Genomic DNA, 17014 nt, shown 5'->3' on the forward strand with positions numbered 1-17014 from the left:
TGTAGTTCCTGTTCAGGAGTCGTTCGGCGCTGGCGCGAGCGTGGCGGCAGCGCCCTCGGCCGTTGCGCGCAGGGCAGTCAGGACCTGCATCCGCAGCGTGGTGACCGCTGCGGGGTGGTCTTCGCGCGGATGCGGAATGTCGACCGCCCACTCACGGTGGATGTGGCCGGGTTTGCCGGCCATCAGCAGAATGCGATCGGCGACGAGGATGGCCTCGTCGATGTCGTGGGTGACGAGCAGCACGGCCGCATGCCAGCGGTGAACGACCTCCACCAGCAGCCGCTGCATTTCGGCGCGGGTGATCGCGTCCAGGGCCGAGAAGGGCTCGTCGGCGAACAACAGCTCGGGCTCCCGGGCCAGCGCGCGGGCCAGCGCGACACGCTGGGCCTGCCCGCCGGACAGCTCGGCGGGCCAGGCCTGCTCGCGCCCAGCCAGACCAACGGCGGCCAGCGCCTCCTGCACGCGCGCCTTGCGGGCGGCGGCGTCGATGGCGGGCTGGTGCTTGAAGTCCAGCCCGAAGCTGGCGTTATCGAACACGTTCAGCCAGGGCAGCAGGCTGGCCTGCTGAAACACCAGCGCGCTGCGTGGATGCGGCTGGTGCAAGGGCTGGCCAAGAAAGCGCACTGCCCCGGCTCTGGCTGTTTCCAGGCCGGCGAGCACGCGCAGCAAGGTCGATTTGCCGCAGCCGCTGCCACCCAGCAGGCAGACGATCTCGCGCCGACCGATGCCGATCGAGACGTCCTCGAAGGTGGGGCCGGCTTTCGCGTAGGCGAAGGACAGGCGCTCCGCGGAGAGCACCTGTTCGCCGGCGGGATCCCTGCCGAGGGTTGAGGCAAGCGGCTGCGGCGCGTTCATGCTTTGCAGGCTCCGGCCTGCTTGGCGAGTTCGCCCTGCAATTGCGTGAGGCTGGGGGTGATCACCGGGATGAAAGCACCCTCTACCCAACGCCGCGCGAAGTCACGGTTCTGGTCGCGCAGGTAGGCGCGTCCTCCGCTGGCGTCGAGTTCCAGCCCGAGCGCGCTCTGCACGATCTCGGCAAGCCGGATGCGGATGCGGAACAGCGCGGCCGGCTCGGCCACGAAGCGGCGGCTCGCCAGCCCGTCGCGGACCGCGCCGACGAGTTGTTCGAGTTCGGCCGAGACTTCGCCGACACGCGGCAGCAGGATGCGATGGGCACCCTGGCCGTGCTGGGCGGCGGTGCGCAGCGCCACGCGCGCAAGGCCGATCGACATCCCCAGTTGCAGTGACAGGAAGGCCGGACGCACGCCGGGGCAGAAACTGCGCGCATCCTCGTGCAGCACGTGCTCGGGGCCGATGTCGGCGGCGCTCACATCGATGGCCGCGGTGTTGCTGCCGCGCAGCGCCACCAGGTCGAGGTCCGCGCTGCGCGCCACGCCTTGCTGGCTGTCGGTGAGCGCGACGACCATCGGTGTTGCGCCATCGCTGCGTTCGACAGCGGCCGCGACGATGAAGCCGGCCTTGCGCAGGTTTGTCACCCACGGCAGACGGCCATCGAGCTCCCAACGCGCACCGTGCTGCGTCGCCCGCAGCTGCAGCGATTCGATGCCCGAGAGGAACTTCATCGCGTTCGACAGTCCGGTGGCGCCGGCGAATTCGCCCGTCAGCAGTGCCGGCAGCCAGCGCTCGCGCAGTTGCGTGTTGGGCGACTGCAGCAGGTATTCGATGAAGGTGCGCTGGCCCCAGAACACGAAGGCTGCGGTCAGCGAGCGCTCGGCAATGGCGGCGATCGCCTCGACGCCGTCGAAGGTGGCGCCGCCGTCCCCGCCCAGAGACTGGGGCACGCCGATGCGAAACAGCCCGCGCCGGCCCAGTTCCGGGACGAGCTGGTCGGCGTCGGCCGCACCGAGGTTGTAGGCCTCGGCGTTGATGGAGAACCAGCTGAGGTCGGCGTCGACCGCATCGATGCGCGCGTTCATGGCTGCAGTACCCCCGGGCGGAAGTCCTGCAGCTGCGGGTTGATCTCGCTGGCCGCCAGGTTGTTGGCGAAGTTGCAAAGCGTCGCCAGGCTGATGCCGAGCACGACTTCGAGCGCTTGGGCTTGGTTGAAGCCTGCGTTGAGGAAGGCCTTCAGTTCGCCATCGCCGACGTTGCCGCGACTGACGATGACCGCGCGGGTGAAGGCGACGAGTGCGTCATAGCGCGGATTGCCGGTGGCGCCGCGCTGCTGCAGTGCCACCACCGTGGCGCGTTCGAAGCCCGCCTTCTTCAGCGCGATCGCCGAATGTCCGCTCACGCAGAACTCGCAGCCGTGCACGCTGGCGGCGGTGATCTGCACCACTTCGCGCTCGGCCAGCGTCAGGCTGGCGCGACCATTGATCTCGCCGACGGTGAAGTAGGTTTCCACCGCGGTGGGTGCGTTGGCCAGCACGCCGATCAGGTTGGGCACGAAGCCGTTGTTGGCGAGTGCGCGCTCGATGAAAGGACGGCTGGCTTCGGGGGCCGTTTCGAGGCTTTGCAGGGGCAGGCGGGACATGGTGTTCGATCCGTATTGGAAAACCGGCGCAATTGTGCTGAAGCAGGGCCACGGATCGAACCAAGAAAATCTGCTTTGCTTATCACCGGTGAGTGCATATCGATGTGACGATCGGCGCGGTGCCGGCCACCTCCGGGATAGAGCCCTTGAGGTGACCGGCCGCCCCGAGGGTTTCGCAACTCAGACTCCAATCGGTTACAGCCTGAACAGCCGCGCTGCGTTGCCATACAGCGCCTTGTCGAGCGCCGAAGCGTTCAGTCCCAGCGCCAGAAAATCGTCGATCGACTGGCGGATCGGGCGGAAGGGGTAGGACGAGCCGAACAGGAGCTGGTCGGCCATGAAGCCGTTTGCCGCCTCGACATAGCCCTTGCTGCCAGCGACGAACAGGTACATGTCGGGCACGAGGTGGATGTTCTCGTAGCGAAAAGCGAGACCAATGGCCTGCGCCATGTTCGGCCACCAGCCGTGGTAACAGACGATGGGCAGTTGCGGAAACGCGCGTGCCACGTTGGCCAGCGGCGCCGGATCGTTGAAGCGCGGGTCGGGCGTGGTCGGGCCGGTCATCAGGAACACCGGCACGCCCAGCTGTGCGCACACCTCGTAGATGGGAAAGTAGGCTGGGTCGTCGACATGGCGCGCCGGGCTGCCGAAGCCCGGCTCGATGTCGATGCCCGCCAGCCCGAGTTCGCGGATCGCGCGTTCGGCTTCATCCACCGCGGCACGGCCCTGGATCACCGGATCGACGCCGGCGATGCCGAGCAGCTCGTCGTGGCCGTGCGTGATGCGGTGGATCAGCTCGATCGGCAGGTGCTGGGCGGGCGTGTGGCGGCCGACGACGACCGCCTTGGTCAGACCGGCCTCGCGTACTTCGGCGAGGAAGCCGTCCTGCGTGTGCGAGCGGGTGAAGTGTTCATCACTGCCGCGGGTGCCCACGCGCCGGTTGAGCCAGCGCGCGGTCTCGTACTCGGGCGTGCCGGGCGTGGCGCCGAAGAAGTCGTGCAGGAAGGCCGGGCGGCAGCGCAGGTCGATGACTTTCATGCGGCCTCCTTGATCGGGGTCTTGACCGTGCTGGCGTCGAAGGGCCCGCCGGTGATGACCTGGTCCTGAGTCGTGACCGGCGCCTTGCCCGGCAGCAGCGGGAACACCAGCTCGGCGAAGCGCCAGGCTTCCTCAAGGTGCGGATAGCCGGAGAGCACGAAGCTGTCCACACCGAGGTCCGCATACTCCTTCAGGCGTGCGGCTACCGTTTGCGGATCGCCCACCAGCGCGGTGCCGGCACCGCCGCGCACCAGGCCGACGCCCGCCCACAGGTTGGGACTGACTTCCAGCCTGTCGCGCCGGCCGCCGTGCAGCGCAGCCATGCGGCGCTGGCCTTCGGAATCCATCGAGGCGAAGCGTGCCTGCACCTTGGCGATGGTCTCGTCGTCCAGCCGGCTGATCAGCCGGTCGGCCTCGGCCCAGGCTTCCTCGTTCGTCTCGCGCACGATCACGTGCAGGCGCACGCCGAAGCGCACCTTGCGCCCGCGTTCGGCGGCGCGCGCACGCACGTCGGCGATCTTCTCGGCCACTGCCGCGGGCGGTTCGCCCCAGGTCAGGTAGGCGTCGACCTGCTCGGCCGCGAGATCGTGTGCGGCGTTTGACGAGCCGCCGAAGTAGAGCGGCGGATGGGGCCTCTGCACTGCCGGGAACAGCAGTTGCGCGCCTTCCACTGTGTGATGCTCGCCAGCGTAGTCGACCGTTTCGCCCTGCAACAGGCGGCGCCAGATGGTCAGGAACTCGCTCGCCTCGTCATAACGCGCATCGTGGTCGAGGAAGATGCCGTCGCCGGCCAGTTCGGCCGAGTCGCCGCCTGCGACCACGTTCAGCAGCAGCCGGCCGCGGGTGGCCTGGTCGAGCGTGGCCGCCATGCGCGCCGCCGCCGTCGGCTTGGTCAGCGCGGTGCGCAGCGCGACCAGCAGCTTCAGCTTGCGCGTCACCGGGGCCACGCTGCCCGCGACGACCCAGGGGTCGAGGCAGCCGCTGCCGGTCGGGATCAGGATGCCGTCGTAGCCAAGGTTGTCGGCAGTCACCGCGATCTGCTGCATGTATTCGATGGTGACCGGGCGACCGGAGTTGGATTTGCCGAGATAGCGGGTGTCACCCGAGGTGGGCAGGAACCAGAAGATGTCGAGACTCATTGGCTTGGTCTCCGTTCAGGCGGCAGCACGCACGAAGCTCGGCTGGCTGGAGCCGATGCTCGCGCGTTTGCGCAGGAAGGGGCGCGCACGCTCGGCGGCAAGATCGATGCGTGCCTGCAGCGCCGGGCTGGTGATCTGGTAATCCTGGATCTCAGCCTCGCTGCCATACACGCCGATCGGCAGGGTGTGGGCCTGGAAGAAGCTGAACAGCGGGCGGAACTGGTGTTCGAGCACCAACGCATGGCGGTCGCTGCCGCCGGTGGCAGCGAGCAACACGGGGACATCGATCAGCGCGTTCTGGTCGACGAAGTCGAACAGGTGCTTGAACAGGCCGGTGAAGGACGCCCGATACACCGGGCTGGCCACCACTAGGAAGTCCGCCGATTCGATCGCGGCGATATCGGCCTTGACGTCGTCCGGCAGTTGCGACGGATAGAGCGCGCCCGCCAGCTTGGGGCCTATGGCGCCGAGTTCGATCAGGCGCACATCGATCGGCGCCTGATCGCCCAGGGCGTCGATCAGGGCTTCGACCACGGTCAGGGTGCGGGAGGGGCGCTGCAGCCCACCGGAAACGGCGACAACCTTGATTTGCTTGCTCATGCTTTCACCTTCGTCTGTTGTGTGAGTCGTGCCGGAACTGGCACTCAAAGGTGCTTTAGCACGAGCTGTGCCAGATAAAAGAAATAATGAAAACAGTAGCTTGGGTGTTTCATGGGTGGGATTCTGCTGCCTGCGCAGCAGTTCCGGCCAGCCGGCTGGTGATCAGGCAACAGCCGGCTGGCCGGAATCCATCACACCGCGAACGACAGCGACGCGAAGTCGACGGGTTCGAGCGGGCGCGGCCTGGCCGCCAGTTCCCCGGTCAGATCCAGGTAGTCGAGTTGCTCGCCATGCAGCAAGGTGAGCGCCCGTGCCTGTGCGTGGCTCAGTTCCACGGCGGCCCGATCGCGGGGCCGGGGCAGTCCGACCTCGATCTCGCCGGCGATGCGTCCCGGGTTGGCCGACATCACGAAAATCCGATCGCTCAGGTACGCCGCTTCGTCGATATCGTGCGTCACCAGCAGCAGCGTCGTACCGTGGCGTTCGGCCAGCGAAAGCAGCAGGTCCTGCAGGCGCATGCGGGTGAAGGCATCGACCGCGCTGAACGGTTCGTCGAGCAGGAGCAGGGCGGGCTGGGCGAACAGCCCGCGTGCAATCGCCGCACGTTGCGCCATGCCGCCGGACAACTGCTTCGGATAGGCGTCGGCGAAATCCGCCAGGCCGACCTCGGCGAGCAGTTCTCTGACTCGCGGATGGCCGCCGCCGCCTCGCCCGGCCTCGAAGCCGACGTTGTCGGCTACGGTCAGCCAAGGCAGCAGGCGCGGCTCCTGGAAGATGAAGCCGACGTCGGGCGAATGCAGGTGCGGCGCGGCGCCCTTGATGCGGACGGTGCCGCGGTAGTCTTCATCCAGCCCGGCGACGATGCGCAGCAGCGTGCTCTTGCCGCAGCCGCTGGGGCCGAGCAGGCTGACGATCTCGCCGGGCCGGATGTCGAAGCGGACGCCGTCGATCACCGAGCGCGACTGGAAGCGCTTGTCGCTGACGTTCAGCGCAAGAAGGGGTTCGGACATTGTCGTGCCTCCTCAGGAACGCTTACCGTCATAAACGTCACGCCACGCCAGCAGCCGGCGTTCGGCGAGCTGCAGCACGCTGTCGCTGAGCTTGCCCAGCAGTGCAAGCACGATGATCGCCACGATCACCAGGTCGGCACGCGCCATCTCCCTGCCGTCGGTCAGCAGGTAGCCCAGGCCGCGCGTCGCGGCGATCAGTTCGGCCGCGACCAGGAACATCCAGGCCAGCGACAGCCCGGTGCGCAGGCCGGTGAGCAGATTGGGCAGCGCGGCCGGCAGGAAGATGCGCACGATCAGCCGCCAGCCCTTCACGCCAAAGATGCCGCCGACCTCCACCAGCTTGCGGTCCACGTTCTGGATGCCGGCGACCAGATTCAGATACACCGGAAAGAAGGCGCCGATGGCGATCAGCGTGATCTTCGGCGCCTCGTCGATGCCCAGCCAAAGCAGCAGCAGCGGTACCCAGGCCAGCGAGGGGATGGCGCGCAGCGCCTGGAAACTCGGGTCGAGGTAGGCCTCGAGCTCGCGCGACAGGCCCACCGCGGCGCCGACGACCAGCGCCAGCACGGCGCCGATGGCAAAGCCGGCCAGCACGCGCAGGCCGCTCACCCCGATGTGGCCCAGCAGTTCGCCGCTGGACGCAAGATCGGACAAGGTGACGACCAGCTCGGACGGGGGCGGCAGCAGGTGGGCGCTGGCCCAGCCCAGTCGCACCGCGGCTTCCCAGATCACTACCAGCCCAAGCGGCACGACCCAGCCCTTGAACTGCGCGGCGAGCCGCCGCCCCTGTCGGGGGCGGTGCGCCGTATCCAGGGGCGTGGCGGGCAGCGGCGCGTCCAGTGTCGAAGCCTTGCTCATGATGGGACGCTCACTTCACCACGGCGCGTGCATGCGCCGGTTCGACCAGGGCGTCGATCACGGCCGCCACGTCGGTGCCCTTGCGCACCAGGTCCTCCTCGACCAGGATCGGGGCGGCTGCCTTCAGGGCCTCCACATGCTGTGCCCCCGGCACCGGCGTGCTGAAGTCGTTGCGCGACAGCTGCAGCCTGGCCACTTCGAGCGGCAGCTTGGCCTCCTCGGCAACAAGGCGGGCGGTGTCGTCCGGGTTGGCGAGGATCCACTGGCGCGCCTTTTCATAGGCGGCGATGACCCGCTGCACGTAGTCCGGATGCTGGGTCGCGAAGCGCTCGGTGGTGTTGAGGAAACCATAGGTGTTGAAGGCGACGTTGCGGTACAGCAGGCGCGAACCCGCTTGCACCTCGCTGCCGGCCATCAGTGGATCGAGCCCGGACCACGCGTCGACGCGTCCCTGCTCCAGTGCGGCCCGCCCGTCGGCATGCTGCAGCGCGAGGATCTCGACGTCGGTCTTGGACAGCCCCTCCTGCTGCAGGCTGCGCAGCAGGAACAGGAAGGGGTCGGTGCCCTTGGTCGCGGCCACCTTCTTGCCCTTGAGGTCTTTCACCGACTCGATCGGCGAATCCTTGGGCACGACCAGGGCCGTCCATTCGGGGCGCGAATACACATATACGCTCTTGATCGGGTTGCCGTTGGCCTTCGATAGCACGGCGGCCAGGCCGGCGGTGGAGCCGAAATCGACGCTGCCGCTGTTGAGGAATTCGAGCGCGCGGTTGCTGCCCTGGCTCAGCACCCACTTCACCGGCACGCCGTCGGCCTTCAGGTCTTCCTCCAGCCAGCCGAACTTCTTCAGCACCAGGCTGGGCGGGGAGTAGTAGGCATAGTCGAGGCGGACCTCGGCAGGCTTGTCGGCGGCGTGGGTGAGGCCGGTGGCGAGCAGCACGCCGGCAGCGGCGAGGGTGAGGCGTTTGAGGGTCTTGAACATGATGAATCCCGATGGGGTTGTTGAATCAGGGATTCACTAACGCAGTGATCGTGCCAGAAATAATAGTTGTTTTATTTCAATTGCTTGAGTTGATTGTGGAGGGCGAGTTCTGCTGGATTTGCAGCAGACGGGCGCAGCGCTGCTGCGAATCCAGCAGACCGCCTGCAGACGTTTTGAGCCCGCCGACAACGCAAACGGGGCCGCATTGCTGCGACCCCGCTCGTTCGTCGGTTTCCCGTTGATCAGATGCGCTTGTTCAACTTTAGAGCCAGTTTGTCCCCGCCAAACTGGATGACCGTCACCAGCACCACCAGCAGCACGATCACGGTCAGCATCACATCGGTATCGAAGCGCTGATAGCCATAGCGGTAGGCCAGGTCGCCCAGTCCCCCGGCACCGATCGCACCTGCGACCGCAGAGGCGTTGATCATGCTGACCACCGTGATCGTGAAGCCGGCGACGATGCCCGGCCGCGCCTCGGGCAGCAATACATGCCAGATGATGTGCCAGCGCTTGCAACCCATTGCCTGCGCCGCTTCGACCAGGCCGCGATCGACCTCGCGCAAGCTGACTTCGGCGATGCGGGCGAAGAAGGGGACTGCAGCCGCGCTGAGCGGGACGATCGCGGCCCACACGCCGTAGCTGGTGCCGACGATCAGGCGGGTGATGGGAATCAGGGCCACCATCAGGATCAGGAACGGAATCGAGCGGATGACGTTCACCACGCTGCCCAGCACGTTGTTGGCCCAGCGCGCCTCGAAGATGCCATCGCGCGAGGTGGCGACCAGGATCAGCGCCAGCGGGATGCCGAGCAGCAGGGTGATCACCGACGACACGCCGATCATCACGAAGGTGTCCCAGGTGCCTTCTATCAGGCGGTCAATGAGCAGGGGCGACATCAGTTCTTTTCCCAGAGCCGGAAGTAGAGGTCACCGAATCGTTTATCGAGTTCGGCACGGACGGCGGGCGAGTTCTGGTAGATGGCGACGAACTGCGCGACCCGGGGATCGTCCTTGCTCTTGGGATGGGCGACGAAGTGGATGCCGTACTTGCGGCTTTCGGACTCCGACTCCCAGTGCAGCGCAGATTTCGGGTCGATGACGCCCGAGGCGAGCAGGAAGTGGGTGAAACCGTGGGCCAGATCGACTTCATTGACGGCCAGCGGCAACTGGTGGAAATCGATCTCCAGCAATTTCAGCTGCCTGGGGTTGTCGATGATGTCGTTCAGGGTCGCTCTTGGACCGGCTCCGGGCTTGAGCTTCAGCAGCCCGGCGTCCTGGAGCAGATGCAAGCCGCGGGCGAAGTTCACCGGGTCGCCGGCGAGTGCAACGCGGGCGCCGTTGGGCAGGTCCTGAAGGCGCTGGTATCTCTTGGAGTAGAGGCCGGTCTTGTTGACGATACCGATCGCGACCGGCTCGAGATTCAAGCCCCGTTCTTTCTTCACGACATCCAGGAACAGGCTGTGCTGGAAGTAGTTGAGGTCGATTTCGCCGTTGGCGAGGGTCACGTTCGGCGACACCGGATCGGTGAACTCGATCAGTTTGACGTCGAGCCCCTGCTTCTTCGCTTCCGCGACCGCCACTTCGAGTGGTGCAGCAAACCCCGCATTGGTCCCTACCTTCAGCGGGCCGGAGGCGGCCGTGGCGGGGCTGGCGATCGCACTCAGCAGGCCGGCGAGCAGGAGTGTTCTTGCCAGTTTTCGAATGGACTGTAAGGCTTTCATGTGTCTGTTTCCTTCGAGTTGTGTGCTTAAACGAGGCTGACGTAGCCCACGTGATGGATCTTGTCGGCGAGGCCCTGCGCCCGCCGGATGATGTCCGCCGCCGGCTCGCTGGAGTCCACGCTCACCAGCAGATGCCCTTGCGCGCGGTTCTGGATGCGGTCGATGCCGCCATGCACCAGCCGCGTGCCCGCGCCCAGTACGTTGGCGATCGACAGCAGATCGGGGTCGCGGCGGCTGACACCGGTGAAGTGCAGGTCGAGCAGCAAGGCTTGCGCTTCGGTCGTGCGTTCGGGGTGGATGTGGCCGTTCAGGTCGTCGGGCAGGTCGTGATGCACGGTGCCGAGCAGGGTGCGAGTGACTTCATGCTGAGGGTCGCCGAACACCTGCCACACCGGCCCATGCTCCACCACGCGGCCGCGCTCCAGCACCACCACGCGGTGGCAGATCTCGTGGATCACTTCCATCTCGTGCGTGATCAGCACGACGGTCAGTCCCAGGCGCCGGTTGATGTCCTTCAGCAGGGCGAGGATGGCCTGGGTGCTTTCCGGGTCGAGCGCCGACGTGGCCTCGTCGCACAGCAGGATCTCGGGCTGGTGCACCAGGGCGCGGGCGATGCCGACACGCTGCTTCTGCCCGCCGGACAACTGTGCCGGGTACATGTCGCGCTTTTCCGACAGGCCGACCAGTTGCAGCGATTCGGCCACGCGACGTTCGATCTCGGCCGGCTTGATACCCGCCACCTTCAGCGGCAGGGCGACGTTCTGCCACACCGTCTTCGCCGACATCAGGTTGAAGTGCTGGAAGATCATGCCGACCCGTCGGCGCAGCGCCACGAGCTGGGCTTCATCCAGGCTGCCGATGTCCCGCCCGTCGATCAGCACCTTGCCGCTGCTCGGATCTTCCAGCCGGTTCAGGGTGCGGATCAGCGAGGACTTGCCCGCGCCGCTGCGGCCGATGATGCCAAAGATCTCGCCGCGCTGGATGTCGAGGTCGATGTCTTCCAGCGCGGTGACGGCGCCGCGGCCGGTGTCGTACGTCTTGCCGATTCCTTCCAGCCGGATGTGGGCAATCGACTGTTCGATGTGCGTTGCAAGCCGGTCCATGATCAGTGCTCCCAGGCCGCGGTGTAGAACTGGCCGGAGTGCTGGTCGAGTGCGGCGCGCACGGCGGGTGAGGTGTGATAGACCTTGACGAACTTCTTCAGGCGCTCGTCATCCTTGCCCTCGGGACGGGTGACGAAATGCACCGCGTAAACCTTCTGGCCCTGGCCGTCGAAAATCAGTGCCTTTGCCGGGTCGATCGTGCCTGCGAGCTTGAGGTAATGCGGCATGCCCTGAGCGAGGTCGACGTCATCCAGCGCGCGTGCCAGCTGCACCGCCTCGAGCTCGATGATCCTGAGCTTATTCGGGTTGTCGACGATATCGGCCTGCGTCGTCTTATAGCCGGTGCCCGGCCTGAGCTTGATCAGCCCGGCTTTCTCCAGCAGCTGAAGGCCGCGCGCGCCATTGACCGCGTCGCCGGCGATCGCCACCTTGGCGCCGACCGGGATGTCGGACAGCGCCCTGTGCTTCTTCGAGTACAGACCGACGTTGTTGATGATGCCGATGGCGGCCGGCACCAGATTGAAGCCGCCTTCCTTGTTCGCGTTCTCGAGGAAGGGAATGTGCTGGAAGTAGTTGGCGTCGATGTCGCCTTTCGCCACCGTGAGATTGGGCGTGTTCCAGTCGGTGAATTCGACCAGCTCGACCTTCACGCCCTGTGCAGCAGCCTCCTGCACGGCGACCTCCAGCGCCGGCACGAAGGCAGCGGTCGTGCCGAGCTTGAGCGGCTTGTCGGCGGCAGCCTGGGCCAGACCCATCGTCGAGCTGGCAACCGCGGCGATGGCGAAGGTTTTGAGCCACTTGGCGGCAGCGTGGCGGATCGGGTTGTTCGTGCTCATGTTTCACTCCTGAAGGGGTTTGGAATAAGGCTGACTGCTTGTGAATCAGGCTGGAAGGAGATGAGCAAGAGCGGTGCCAGAGAACTAAAGGTTTATGAAACAAGGGTTTGTGGTTTTACTGCGAGGACGCGCTGTTGAATTTGCAGCGCCGCTGCAGGCGGAGTGCGCCGCCTTCAGCAACGCTCGCGGTCAGGGCGAATACCGCCATGTCGCCGCAACGCCGAAATCCGGGAATGCAATTCCAATCAACTTCGTTTGCCCGCTGTTTTTCCCTTGCGTGGATCTGCGATCATTGGCCCCACATGAACGATCGGGCGTGCGCTGATGCGCCCGTCCCGGAACACCGATGACTCGAGAAGACCGTAACCCCGACCCCCTGATTGACGTTCCGCGCGACGGTCGCGTGCTGGGTGCCTGCCCGCACGACTGTCCGGACACCTGTTCGCTCCTGACCACGGTTCGCGATGGCGTTGCCATCAAGGTGCAGGGCAATCCCGGCCATCCGCAGACGGCCGGCGTGCTGTGCACAAAGGTGTCGCGCTACACGGAGCGGACCTATCACCCCGAGCGCGTGCTCGCGCCGCTCAGGCGTGTCGGCCCCAAGGGCGCAGGGCGCTTCGAGCCGGTCAGCTGGGATGAGGCGCTCGATGACATTGCCGGGCGCTTGAAGGCGATTGCTGTGCGCGACCCGCAGGCCATCGTGCCCTACAGCTACGCGGGCACGATGGGGCTGGTGCAGGGCGAGAGCATGGCGGCGCGCTTCTTCCATCGTCTCGGTGCGTCGCTGCTCGACCGTACGTTGTGCGCATCGGCCGGCGCGATGGCGCTGGAAGCCACGCTGGGAACCAGGCAGGGCACGCGGGTGGAACACTTCGCCGATGCGCGCCTGATCCTGATCTGGGGGAGCAACCCGATCAACAGCAACCTCCATTTCTGGCGTTACGCCCTCGAAGCCAAGCGCAAGGGCGCGAAGCTGGTCTGCATCGACCCGCGGCGCTCGGAAACCGCGGAAAAATGTCATGCGCACCTCGCACTGCTGCCCGGCAGCGATGCGGCCCTGGCCTATGCCCTGATGCACGAGCTGATCCGCAACGACTGGCTGGATCACGACTACCTGGCGCGCCACACGCTGGGGTGGGCGGAACTGCGCGAACGCGCGCTGCAATGGCCGCCGTCGCGTGCGGCCGAGATCTGCGGCCTGACCGAAGCGGAGATCGTCGCATTGGCCGCCGACATCGGCGCCAGCTTCCAGCGCCGGGAGCCTGTCGCCATCCGTCTCAACTACGGCATGCAGCGTGTGCGCGGCGGCGGCAACGCGGTGCGGGCGATCGCCTGCATTCCGGCCTTGATCGGCGCCTGGCGGCATCGTTCCGGGGGGCTGCTGCTGAGCAGTTCGGGCGCCTTCCCGGTCCAGCGTGCGGTCCTTGAGCGGCCGGACCTGCTGCGACGTTCGGGCGTGGCGCATCCGCGCACGCTCAACATGAGCACGATCGGCAACGACCTGCTGCGTCCCGCGTCCGAGGCCTTCGGTCCGCGCATCGAGGCGCTCGTGGTCTACAACAGCAATCCGGTGGCGGTGGCGCCGGAGTCGGGCAAGGTGGTGGCCGGGTTTGCGCGCGAGGACCTGTTCACCGTGGTTCTGGAGCATTTCCGCACCGACACGGCGGATTACGCGGACTATGTGCTGCCCGCGACGACCCAGCTCGAGCACTGGGACATTCATTCGAGCTATGGCCATACCGATGTGTTGCTCAACCGCCCGGCGATCCCGCCGCTGGGTGCGGCCAAGCCCAACTCGCAGATCTTTCGCGAGCTGGCGCGACGCCTCGGTTTCGACGAGCCGTGTTTTGCCGACGACGATCTGGCCTTGTGCCAGCAGGCCTTCGACGAGCGTGTCGACTTCGAGCGACTGCTGGTGGAGGGCCATGTTTCCCTGGCCGTGCCGGAGACGCCCTTTGCCGAGGGGCAATTCCCGACCCCGTCGGGCAAGTGCGAGTTCTTCAGTGCGCGGCTTGCTGCGGCCGGACATGACGGTTTGCCGGCCGTGCTGCCGAACTACGAGGCGCTGGGCTCGGACGAGCGCTACCCCCTGGCGATGATCTCGCCGCCGCCGCGCAACTTCCTCAACTCCACCTTCGTCAATGTCGATAGCCTGCGCGACGGCGAAGGGGGGCCGAATCTGGAGATCCATCCCGACGACGCCGCGCCGCGGCAGATCGCCGACGGCGCGCGCGTGCGCGTCTTCAACGACCGCGGCAGCTATCACTGCATCGCCCGGGTCGGCCTGCGCGCTCGGCCTGGAGTGGTCAATGGGCTGGGCGTGTGGTGGCGAAAGCTCAGTCTGAGCGGCACCAACGCCAACGAGCTCACCAGCCAGAAGCTGACGGACCTCGGCGCGGCACCGGTGTTCTACGACTGTCTGGTCGAGGTCGAACCGGCCTGAGCCCTGCCGTTCGCATGTGCCGGGCGCCCGCGGACGTCCGGCACATGCGACTTACGCCGTCGTCGTCCCGACGCTCCAGTAGAAGCCGGGCGTGGTGCCGTTGAGCGCATGGTCTCCCACCACCCGGGCCTTGAAGATCACCGGGTTGTGCGACGCCAGCGTGCGGGCGTTGCGCCAGTGGCGATCGAGCCGGCGGTCTTCCTGCACGGCCGAGGCGCCACCGACGTCGAACAGTCGGGTGGTGGCGTTCAGCACCGTATCGACCAGGCCGACCTGCGCCTTGGCAGCGGCCAGTTCGACGTCGACCAGCAGGCTCTCGGGGATGGCTTGGCCATCCTGGCGCAGGCGGTCGATGTGCCCGAGCCTGGCCGCCACCGCGCGCACCGCGGTTTCGCCGATGAAGGCGGTGCTGGCGAGTTGGCCGATGACCTGCTGGATCAGCGGGTCCTCGCGCGGCGTGGTGCCGCTGCCGTGGCTGAACACGCGCTTGCGCGGGCGAACGAAGGCGCAGGCGTCGCGCTCGATGGCGCGGGCGATGCCGGTCAGCGTGGCCAGATGCACGAGCTGGAAGAATGCGGTCATCGGCGTCGGCCCGCTACGGGAATAGCGCCAGATTGCATCCGCATCGACCTCCACGTCGGTGAAGCAGGTGGTGCCCGAGCCGGTCAGGCGCTGCCCGAAGCCCTTCCAGTCGTCGATGCGTTCGACGCCGGGCGCATCGGCGCGGACAAGCACCGTAACGCCGCGCTCGCTGCCATCGTCCTCCTGCAATTGTGCGGTGGCGGCGATCCAGTCGGCGTACAGCGATCCGCTGCTGTAATACTTGGTGCCATTCAGGTGCAGCACACCGTCGCGCCGGGTGATCCGGGTCGCCTGCGTGCCGAGTGCGCCGTCGCCGGCCTCTGTGGTGGCGTTGCCGAAGATCTCGCCGGCCGCGGCGCGTTGCAGCCAGACGGGATGCTGTGCCGGATCGATTTCGGCATACAGGCGTTCGATCTGGCCGAAATGAGCGCGGAAGATGTTGGGCAGGTTGGAGTCGGCTTCGGCAAGTTCGATCAGCAGGTCGAAGAACTGCTCGACCGTGGCGCCGAAGCCGCCGAATTCCACTGGCACACGCAGCGCCCCGAAGCGGGCGTCGCGCAACCAGCCGACGGCGTCGAAGGGCAGTTCGCGTCCATGTTCGCGCGCGGCGGAACGCTCGGCGATGCGTGAGAAGATCGGGCGGAAGCGTGCGGCCAGCGTCTCGTAAGCGGGAGCATGCGCCGCTGCAGCCGGCGGCGTCGTCGATGGAAAGGGATAGGGCATCGATTCGAGACTGGCCGGAACGACGAGATCCGGCTGGGGGAGGTTGTGCAGGCGCGCGTTCATGCGAACTCCACAGTGCTGTTTGCGGTATTGGGGGTGAAGGCGCCGCGATAGCGGGCAGCCGGATGGCGTTCGTTGATGCGGTCGGTGCCGAACAGCTTCTGGCGTAGCGTACCGGGGCGGTACTCGCGCTTGGCCAGGCCGCGCTTCTGCAGCACCGGCAGCAGATGTTCGTTGAACTCTTCGTACGAGCCGGGCAGGTGCCAGTTGATGACGTTGACGCCGTCGATGCCGGCCTGCTGCCACTGCTCGAGTTGATCGGCGATCTGCTCCGGCGTGCCGGCGATGCGGCCGCGGCGTGAGGTGAGACGACCCAGATCGGCCACGGTCGGCACCTTGCCGGGGGTGCTCTTGGCATACCAGTCGAGGATGCTCTGGCTGGCCTCGGACTTGATCGCCGACAGCGGGGTGTCGGCCGGGTAGGGCTTGCCGTAGCGGTCGACCGCATAGTTGTGATGAGCGAGGAAACCGTCGACGCTGACGTGCTCGTCATACTCGGCCTCCTTGCGGCGAACTTCGGCCTCGGTGCTGCCGAGGATGAAGCTCATGCCCTGGAAGAACTTGATGTCCTCGGCGCGCCGGCCTGCGGCGACGGCGAGGCGGCGGGTATCGCGGATGAGTTCGGCCGCGACCGTGGGATTGGGGGTGATGATGAACTGGCCCTCGGCGTTGGCTGCCGCAAACTGTCGCCCGGCGCCCGAGGAGCCGGCCTGGAACAGCAGCGGCGTGCGCTGCGGCGACGGAGAACTCAGGTGCGGCCCTTCCACCCGGTAGCGCGCGCCGACGTGGTTGATCTTGTGGATCTTGTTGTGATCGGCAAACACGCCGCGCGCGCGGTCGATCAGCAGCGCGCCTTCGTCCCACGAGCCTTCCCATAGCTTGTAGACGACATCGACGTATTCTTGCGCCCAGGCGTAACGCTCGTCGTGCGGCGTGAGCTGGTCCAGGCCGAAGTTGCGCGCAGCGTTTTCCACTGAACTGGTCACGATGTTCCAGGCCACGCGTCCGCGCGAAATGTGGTCCAGCGTCGACACCTTGCGTGCGAAATCAAATGGATGCGCCTGCAGCACCGAGCTGGTGAAGGCCAGACCAAGGTGTTCCGTATTGACAGCAAGAGCCGAAAGCAGCACCGACGGGTCGTTGCTCGGAATCTGCAGCCCCTCGCGTGCATTGACCTCGTAGTCGCCGCCGAGCGGACCATACACGCCGACGATGTCGGCGAAGAAGATGGCATCGAAGAGGCCGCGCTCGAGCGTGCGCGCAAGGTCGACCCACAGATTCACGTCGTTGAAGTTGACCTGCTGGGCATCGGGGCGCCGCCACTGCCCATGCTGGATGTGGGAGGCGGTATTCATTACGAAGGCGTTGAAGGCGAGTGCTGTCATGGGAATGTCCTGTGCTGGCTGGGATTCTGGATGCGGTC

At 66.5% G+C, this 17014-nt stretch carries 16 protein-coding genes; 1 reads left to right on the plus strand and 15 read right to left on the minus strand.

Annotated elements, in window-relative coordinates:
• Window positions 1-12 precede the first annotated feature (12 nt).
• The 13 genes from AC731_RS02600 to AC731_RS02660 all read right to left on the minus strand — a co-directional run bounded on the left by AC731_RS02600 (window position 13) and on the right by AC731_RS02660 (window position 11783).
• Complete coding sequence (locus tag AC731_RS02600; RefSeq protein WP_053085859.1) at window positions 13-855, minus strand: ABC transporter ATP-binding protein; 843 nt, start codon at window positions 853-855, stop codon at window positions 13-15.
• Complete coding sequence (locus AC731_RS02605; RefSeq protein WP_048709053.1) at window positions 852-1937, minus strand: acyl-CoA dehydrogenase family protein; 1086 nt, start codon at window positions 1935-1937, stop codon at window positions 852-854. The genes AC731_RS02600 and AC731_RS02605 overlap by 4 nt, the downstream gene beginning before the upstream one ends.
• Entirely contained in the window at window positions 1934-2494 is a 561-nt protein-coding gene (locus AC731_RS02610; protein ID WP_048709055.1) for a carboxymuconolactone decarboxylase family protein, read from the minus strand. The genes AC731_RS02605 and AC731_RS02610 overlap by 4 nt, the downstream gene beginning before the upstream one ends.
• A 195-nt stretch (window positions 2495-2689) precedes the next feature.
• The gene (locus AC731_RS02615; RefSeq protein ID WP_048709056.1) at window positions 2690-3532 is read right to left on the minus strand and encodes an amidohydrolase family protein; all 843 of its coding nucleotides are present in this window, start codon (window positions 3530-3532) and stop codon (window positions 2690-2692) included.
• Window positions 3529-4671, minus strand: a complete 1143-nt coding sequence (ssuD, locus tag AC731_RS02620; RefSeq protein WP_048709058.1) for an FMNH2-dependent alkanesulfonate monooxygenase — start codon at window positions 4669-4671, stop codon at window positions 3529-3531. The genes AC731_RS02615 and ssuD overlap by 4 nt, the downstream gene beginning before the upstream one ends.
• A gap of 15 nt (window positions 4672-4686) precedes the next feature.
• Complete coding sequence (gene msuE, locus AC731_RS02625; protein WP_048709061.1) at window positions 4687-5271, minus strand: FMN reductase; 585 nt, start codon at window positions 5269-5271, stop codon at window positions 4687-4689.
• Window positions 5272-5462: 191 nt separating this feature from the next.
• On the minus strand, window positions 5463-6281 hold the full coding sequence (locus AC731_RS02630; protein WP_048709062.1) for an ABC transporter ATP-binding protein: 819 nt from the start codon (window positions 6279-6281) through the stop codon (window positions 5463-5465).
• Between the two features lie 12 nt (window positions 6282-6293).
• Window positions 6294-7139 carry an ABC transporter permease gene (locus AC731_RS02635; RefSeq protein ID WP_053085860.1) on the minus strand — a complete coding sequence of 282 codons (846 nt, stop codon included), beginning with the start codon at window positions 7137-7139 and terminating at the stop codon, window positions 6294-6296.
• A 10-nt stretch (window positions 7140-7149) separates the two neighbouring features.
• On the minus strand, window positions 7150-8121 hold the full coding sequence (locus AC731_RS02640; protein ID WP_048709064.1) for an aliphatic sulfonate ABC transporter substrate-binding protein: 972 nt from the start codon (window positions 8119-8121) through the stop codon (window positions 7150-7152).
• Between the two features lie 242 nt (window positions 8122-8363).
• Window positions 8364-9020: a methionine ABC transporter permease gene (locus AC731_RS02645; protein WP_205626623.1), complete on the minus strand. Its 657-nt coding sequence runs from the start codon at window positions 9018-9020 to the stop codon at window positions 8364-8366.
• Entirely contained in the window at window positions 9020-9844 is an 825-nt protein-coding gene (locus AC731_RS02650) for a MetQ/NlpA family ABC transporter substrate-binding protein (protein ID WP_048709065.1), read from the minus strand. The genes AC731_RS02645 and AC731_RS02650 overlap by 1 nt, the downstream gene beginning before the upstream one ends.
• Before the next feature lie 26 nt (window positions 9845-9870).
• Window positions 9871-10947, minus strand: a complete 1077-nt coding sequence (locus tag AC731_RS02655) for a methionine ABC transporter ATP-binding protein (protein ID WP_048709066.1) — start codon at window positions 10945-10947, stop codon at window positions 9871-9873.
• A 2-nt stretch (window positions 10948-10949) separates the two neighbouring features.
• On the minus strand, window positions 10950-11783 hold the full coding sequence (locus AC731_RS02660; RefSeq protein ID WP_048709068.1) for a MetQ/NlpA family ABC transporter substrate-binding protein: 834 nt from the start codon (window positions 11781-11783) through the stop codon (window positions 10950-10952).
• A 346-nt stretch (window positions 11784-12129) separates the two neighbouring features.
• Between AC731_RS02660 and AC731_RS02665 the strand changes: the two genes are divergently transcribed.
• Window positions 12130-14226, plus strand: a complete 2097-nt coding sequence (locus AC731_RS02665) for a molybdopterin-containing oxidoreductase family protein (RefSeq protein WP_048709069.1) — start codon at window positions 12130-12132, stop codon at window positions 14224-14226.
• Between the two features lie 51 nt (window positions 14227-14277).
• Here the strand turns inward: AC731_RS02665 and AC731_RS02670 are convergent, their stop codons facing one another.
• On the minus strand, window positions 14278-15594 hold the full coding sequence (locus AC731_RS02670; protein ID WP_082794229.1) for an acyl-CoA dehydrogenase family protein: 1317 nt from the start codon (window positions 15592-15594) through the stop codon (window positions 14278-14280).
• A complete protein-coding gene (locus AC731_RS02675) occupies window positions 15591-16976 on the minus strand; it encodes an LLM class flavin-dependent oxidoreductase (RefSeq protein WP_048709071.1) in 1386 nt (461 codons plus the stop codon). The genes AC731_RS02670 and AC731_RS02675 overlap by 4 nt, the downstream gene beginning before the upstream one ends.
• Window positions 16977-17014: the final 38 nt, after the last annotated feature.

It is taken from the genome of Thauera humireducens (assembly GCF_001051995.2).
Classification (GTDB): Bacteria; Pseudomonadota; Gammaproteobacteria; order Burkholderiales; family Rhodocyclaceae; genus Thauera; species Thauera humireducens.

Bases quoted from the DNA above. Each gene is read 5' to 3' on its own strand.
- AC731_RS02600 (WP_053085859.1), bottom strand. From the start codon at position 855: ATGAACGCGCCGCAGCCGCTTGCCTCAACCCTCGGCAGGGATCCCGCC.
- AC731_RS02605 (WP_048709053.1), bottom strand. From the start codon at position 1,937: ATGAACGCGCGCATCGATGCGGTCGACGCCGACCTCAGCTGGTTCTCC.
- AC731_RS02610 (WP_048709055.1), bottom strand. From the start codon at position 2,494: ATGTCCCGCCTGCCCCTGCAAAGCCTCGAAACGGCCCCCGAAGCCAGC.
- AC731_RS02615 (WP_048709056.1), bottom strand. From the start codon at position 3,532: ATGAAAGTCATCGACCTGCGCTGCCGCCCGGCCTTCCTGCACGACTTC.
- ssuD (WP_048709058.1), bottom strand. From the start codon at position 4,671: ATGAGTCTCGACATCTTCTGGTTCCTGCCCACCTCGGGTGACACCCGC.
- msuE (WP_048709061.1), bottom strand. From the start codon at position 5,271: ATGAGCAAGCAAATCAAGGTTGTCGCCGTTTCCGGTGGGCTGCAGCGC.
- AC731_RS02630 (WP_048709062.1), bottom strand. From the start codon at position 6,281: ATGTCCGAACCCCTTCTTGCGCTGAACGTCAGCGACAAGCGCTTCCAG.
- AC731_RS02635 (WP_053085860.1), bottom strand. From the start codon at position 7,139: ATGAGCAAGGCTTCGACACTGGACGCGCCGCTGCCCGCCACGCCCCTG.
- AC731_RS02640 (WP_048709064.1), bottom strand. From the start codon at position 8,121: ATGTTCAAGACCCTCAAACGCCTCACCCTCGCCGCTGCCGGCGTGCTG.
- AC731_RS02645 (WP_205626623.1), bottom strand. From the start codon at position 9,020: ATGTCGCCCCTGCTCATTGACCGCCTGATAGAAGGCACCTGGGACACC.
- AC731_RS02650 (WP_048709065.1), bottom strand. From the start codon at position 9,844: ATGAAAGCCTTACAGTCCATTCGAAAACTGGCAAGAACACTCCTGCTC.
- AC731_RS02655 (WP_048709066.1), bottom strand. From the start codon at position 10,947: ATGGACCGGCTTGCAACGCACATCGAACAGTCGATTGCCCACATCCGG.
- AC731_RS02660 (WP_048709068.1), bottom strand. From the start codon at position 11,783: ATGAGCACGAACAACCCGATCCGCCACGCTGCCGCCAAGTGGCTCAAA.
- AC731_RS02665 (WP_048709069.1), top strand. From the start codon at position 12,130: ATGACTCGAGAAGACCGTAACCCCGACCCCCTGATTGACGTTCCGCGC.
- AC731_RS02670 (WP_082794229.1), bottom strand. From the start codon at position 15,594: ATGAACGCGCGCCTGCACAACCTCCCCCAGCCGGATCTCGTCGTTCCG.
- AC731_RS02675 (WP_048709071.1), bottom strand. From the start codon at position 16,976: ATGACAGCACTCGCCTTCAACGCCTTCGTAATGAATACCGCCTCCCAC.